The 5,365-nt window shown below is 64.7% G+C and carries 4 protein-coding genes; 1 reads left to right on the forward strand and 3 read right to left on the reverse strand.

Annotation, left to right across the window (positions count from 1 at the left end; genetic code table 11):
* On the forward strand, positions 1-369 hold a 369-nt coding region (locus AC07X6_RS28370), incomplete at its 5' end, for an aldehyde dehydrogenase family protein (protein ID WP_494792491.1).
* 19 nt (positions 370-388) lie between these two features.
* On the opposite strand, the gene AC07X6_RS28375 is transcribed toward AC07X6_RS28370, so the two are convergent.
* The 3 genes from AC07X6_RS28375 to AC07X6_RS28385 form a co-directional block, all read right to left on the reverse strand.
* Positions 389-1,975, reverse strand: a complete 1,587-nt coding sequence (locus AC07X6_RS28375; RefSeq protein ID WP_494793197.1) for a histidine-type phosphatase — start codon at positions 1,973-1,975, stop codon at positions 389-391.
* Positions 1,976-2,063: 88 nt separating this feature from the next.
* Positions 2,064-3,686, reverse strand: a complete 1,623-nt coding sequence (locus AC07X6_RS28380) for a histidine-type phosphatase (protein ID WP_494793198.1) — start codon at positions 3,684-3,686, stop codon at positions 2,064-2,066.
* An 80-nt stretch (positions 3,687-3,766) separates the two neighbouring features.
* Entirely contained in the window at positions 3,767-5,167 is a 1,401-nt protein-coding gene (locus AC07X6_RS28385) for an alkaline phosphatase family protein (RefSeq protein ID WP_494793199.1), read from the reverse strand.
* Between the last annotated feature and the right edge of the window lie 198 nt (positions 5,168-5,365).

Raw genomic sequence — 5,365 nt, forward strand, 5'->3', positions numbered from 1 at the left:
ATGACGATTTATAAGGAAGAAATCTTCGGCCCCGTGCTGTGCATCGTGCGCGTGCCCGATTTTGCCACCGCGCTGGACCTCGTCAATGCGCATGAATATGGCAACGGCACGGCCATCTACACGCGCGACGGCAATACGGCGCGCGAATACACGCACCGGGTGCAGGTGGGGATGGTGGGCGTCAATGTGCCGATCCCCGTGCCGATGGCCTTCCACAGCTTCGGCGGCTGGAAGCGCAGCCTGTTCGGCGACCACCATGCGCACGGCCCGGAATCGGTGCGTTTCTATACGAAGCAGAAGGCGGTGACGCAGCGCTGGCCGGCCTCGACGGCTGCTGGCGCGGAGTTTGCCATGCCGACCCTGAAGTAATCAGGCCAGTGGCGGTGCCTTAGCGCGCCGCCACGTGTCCGTAGCAGGTTTTCAGTTTCGCATAGTCGTAGAAGACGCTGCCCGGCGCGATGCGGGCGCCGTCGCAAGCGGCCTGGAAGTCCGTTTCCTTTTCGTTGTACAGCAGGCGCACGATGAGCTGCCCTGCGCCGTTGCGGTATACATCCCACTGCATATTGGCCGCCAGCGGCGAGACGCTCTGTCCGCGCCATGGACTATTTTCATAACTGTAGCTGGCCGATGCCGGCAACGGTGCCAGCGCCTGCTGCAAGCCCATGGCCGATGCGAGCGGAATGATCATCTCGGCGTGCGTGAAGCGCAGCTTGGCCGCGTGGCGCACGTCTCCCCTGGCCAGCGCATCGACTTCATTGAAAAAATCGTCGCGCAAGGCCAGCGCGAAGCGCCAGGTCACGCCGCTGCTTTCCGTGGTGGCCGGTCCCTTCTGGTAAAAATCCTCATGGTCGGCGATATACGCGTAGTAGCGCGCATCCTCGGCGGGCATGTAGCGGCTGAAATCGGCCGGCACTTCATGCCGCATGCCGGCGGCGATCGCATACAGCTCATACAGTTTCGTCGCGGCCGCATTCAGGCTGCGGATGACGGTCTTGCCGCTGCCCGTCATGGTGCGCGTGAACTTGCCGTCGTCGCTGGTGAAGGTGTAGCTGCCCGTGTCCGCATAGCTGGCGCGGCCGCCTTCAAACTGGTCGAGGAAGGCGGGAGAAAACAGCCGTTCGAGCACGTGGCGCGCATGCGCGGTCGCAGCAGGCAGCCTGGCCGGGGCGTCCATCAGCGCATGTAGCTGCTTGGTTCTTTCATAGTACTGGTAGGCCTGGCTGGCGGCATAGGTGGCGTAATGCGGATTGGCCGGATCGGTGACGCGGTCCGTCTGCGGCGCCAGCTTGTGCGCGTACAGCAGGAAGCGGTTGACGCCATCGGGCTGCAATATCGGCTGCACCGCGGGCTTGCGTCCTTGCGGATACGGCGCCGGCGCGGGCGGCAGATATACCAAGGGCGCCAGCGCGGGCGCGTGCTCGAGCAGCGATTGCGTGAAGAAGCGCGAACTGTCGCGCGCGCGGTCCACGCCGGAATGGATGGTGACGATTTGGCGCGGCGCCGTCGCGGCGTCTTGCCCCACTTGCGCAAACAGGGCGGGCAGGCGCGCCAGCATGCGCACGGCCAGCTGCCGGTGCTCGTCGATACCCGTCTGCGACAGGTTGCCGTAGCCGGGCCGCTCGATGCCTGCCACGCCATAACCGAGCAAGGCATTGGCCCGCATCAGGGACAGGATGTCGGGACCGAGTTCGCGGCCCAGGGGCGTGAGCGCATCCTGCGCAGCGGCCTGCTGCCACATCGCATACAGGGCCGCGTCGTTCTTCATGCTGGTGAGCCCGCGCGAGCCGTGGCGCGCTACCAGCTGCGTGAAGATGGGCTGGAAGCCGTCCGGCGGCGCGGCATAGGTCGCCGGATCCTGCTGCGGCGCATACGGCGTCTTGGTCTGGTAATGGCCTTCGACGGCCAGCGTGGGACCGGCGCACATGGCGAGGGCCAGGGCCAGCGGGATGCTGGCCAGGGAAAGCGATGGAGGCATGGGAGTCCGTGACGTGATGAGTTCCTGGGTGCTAGCCTAGCATCAAACGCCAAACAGGCGGGCACGGCTGCCCGCCTGCACTCCGTGATTACTGCGCCACGTGGCCGTAGCAGGTCTTCAGCTTCGCATACACATAGAAATGGCTGCCGGCCGCAAAGCGCGCGCCATCGCAGGCGGCCTGGAAGTCGGTTTCCTTTTCGTTGTATAGCATTTTTACCAGCACATTGCCGCTGGCGTCGCGGTACACGTCCCACTGCATGTTGGCCGCCATCGGTGCCACGTACAGGCCGCGCCAGCTGCTGTTGTCATAGCTGTAGGTCTGCGCCGCCGGCAGCGCGCCGACGACGGTCTTCAGGCCCATGGCCGTGGCCAGCGGGATGATGGCTTCCGCATGCGTGAAGCGCAGCTTGGCGCCGTGCGACAGGTCGCCGCGCGCGATGGCGTCGACTTCCGTAAAGAAGTCGTCGCGCAGCGCGCGCACGTAGTTCCAGGTCACGCCGGCGCTTTCCGTGGTGCCGGGACCCTTGTTGTAGAAATCCTGGTAATCCTGCACGAAGGCCTGGTACTTGGCCGCGTCCGACGGCATGTACTGCACGAAGTCGGCTTTGACCTCGTTCGTCATGCCAGCCATGATGGCGTACAGGTTGTACAGCACGGAAGCTGCATCGGCCAGGCCCTTGATGGTGGTCTCGCCGTCGCCCGTCACGGTGTTGGTGAATTTGCCGTCGTCGCTGGTGAAACTGTAGGTGCCCGTATTGGCGAAGCTGTAGGTGCCTTTGTCGATCTTGTCGACAAAGGCCTTGGTAAACAGCCGCTCCAGCACTTCGCGTCCCAGTGTGCGCGCCGTGGCGTCCGTGTCGATGGCCGTGTACTTGGCCAGGAAGTCGGGGCTTTTCAGGTAGGTCTGGTAAGCCTGGCTGTCCTGGTAGGTCTGGTAGTAGCCGTCGAGGGCATCGGTGACCAGGTCCGTCTTCGGCACCAGCTTGTGCGCATACAGCAGGAAGCGGTTGGCGCCAGCTGGCTGCGCCACGGGCTTGCCGGCTGGGTAGCCGGCGGGCGCGGGCGGCAGGGTAATCAGCGGCGCGACGTTTGGTGCCGTGGCGGCCAGCGATTGCGCAAAATACGCAGCACTGTCCTTGGCGCGGTCCACGCCGGAACTGATGGTGACGATCTGGCGCGGCGCGCTGGCGGCACTCGCGCCCAGTTGCGTGAACAGGGCGGGCATGCGCGCCAGCATGCGCACGGCCAGCTGCTTGTGCTCATTGATGCCCGTTTGCGACAGGTTGCCGTAGCCGGGCGCCGTGATGCCGTCCACGCCGTAGCCGAGCAGCGCGTTGGCCTTCATCAGTTTCAATATGTCGGCGCCCAGCTTTTGCCCCAGCGGCGTGAGCGCATCGTCGGCGGCGGCCCTTTGCCAGACGTTGTAGAAGGCGGCGTCGTACTTCATGCTCGACAGGCCGCGCGAACCGTGGCGCGCCACCAGTTCGGTGAACACGGGCGCGTAGCCGGCCGGCGCGGCTTCATACGTGGCCGCCTCCTGCTGCGGCGTGTACGGCGTCTTGGTCTGGTAGAAGGTGGCGGGCGGCGGCGTCACAGGAGGTGTCACCGGCGGCGTGACAGCGGGCGTGACCGGCGGCGTTGTCTCGCCGCCGCCACAGGCGGCCAGGGAGAGCATCAGGATGGACAGGGGAAGATGGCGTGCGTGCAGCATGGCGTTTCCTTTGGATGTGAGTTGCCCGGGCGCGCCGCGCAGGACGGCGCACCCAGGGTAGACAGGCAGGAGAGTGGAATTTAGAGCTTGAGGGCTTTGGCCAGGCTGTTGGCGCGCGCATCACGCTCGCTCAATGGCGCCAGGCCATGGCGTTCCTCGATGAATTTCAGGATCGACACGGTTTCATACTCGGTATGGTCGATATGGCCGCCCTCGCTGAAGGGCGAGATGACGAGGGCGGGGATGCGCGTGGCCGGGCCGAAGCGGTCGCCTTTGGGCGGCGCCACGTGGTCCCAGAAGCCGCCGTTTTCATCGGTGGTGACGATGATGACGGTATCCTTCCATTGCGGGCCTTCCATGATGGCGTTGATGATGGCCACGCCCTCGTCATCGCCGGCCGCCACGCTCGATTTGTCCATCCCCGGATGCATGTTCTTCTTGCCCATCGGTTTGTAGAACGAGACGGGCGGCAGCTTGCCCGCCTGGACGTCGGCGAGCATGTCGGAGCGGTCCTTCAGGTGCGTGGCGCGCTGCTGCGGGCTGTCGATGAAGCGCTTGAAGTAGGTGAACGGCTGGTGGTGATACGAGAAATCGTCGGCCTTCTTGCCCGACTTGGTCGAGGCGACGGCGATGTCGTAGCCGTCCGCATAATAGACCCACGAGATACCCTTGTCCGTCAGGCGGTCGCCGATGGTGGGCATGGTTTGCGGCGGCAGGAAGGTCTGCTTCTTGGTCGGGTCGAACAGCAGCGGGCCCTGCATGGTGTTGACGGCGTAGCCGTCCTGCGTCACTTCCGCTTCCTCACCCTTCTTGTGGCCCGTGCCGCGCTCATCCTGGGCGACGATGGACTTGGGCGCGTTCGGGAACACGGGCGTGCAGGCGCAGGTCAGCCACATGTGGTTGAGGAAGGAGCCGCCATAAGCGGACTGGAAGAAGCGGTCGGCCAGGGTGTAGCGCTGCGCCAGCGCCCACAGTTTGAGCTTGCTGCCGTCGAAATAGCCCATCGGCAGGGCGCCCGTATTGCCCTCGACGACGAAGCGGTCATTCTTGCCGTCGTTAATCTGGCGCTTGTGCGTCCAGAACGCGTGCACGGGACTGGCCGTCTTGTCGCCCAGCGACACGCTCGGCTCCATGTGGAAGGGCGCGTTGGCGATGTCGCCCTTGAAGCGCTGGTCCAGGCCGCCCTTGTCGAGCGCCACGGCGGGCAGCATCGCATAGGGCTTGCCATCGGGACCGGTCTGCGTGGTGGTGTCGGGCGAGCGGCCATTGGCGATGCCGTCGGCGCCGGGGAAGGTGCCGAACAGGTGGTCGAAGCTGCGGTTTTCCATGTACACGACGACGATCTGGCCGATCTTCGCCAGCTTCGGATCGGCGGCGGCACTGGCAGCCGTATTGTGCTGCATGCCGGCGGGCGTGGTGCAGGCCACCAGGCCGATGGCCCCGGCGCCGAACAGGGCGATTCTTAGAACGTGGTTCAACATAACGGTCTCCTTGATACGCCTCCGCGGACGGGGCGCTTTTTTTAGTGGTATGGCCAGAACAGGCTTTTTGAAGAAATTGCACACGTGTGCAGTACACGTGTGCAAACAGTAACCCGGATTTTTTTCGATGTCAACAAGTACAGGCGGAGGATGAAAAAGTGTGGAAAACGGGGAACGGCGGGCGCTGCGGGGCGGTGG

This window comes from Janthinobacterium sp. GW460-12-1-14-LB5 (assembly GCF_059423585.1).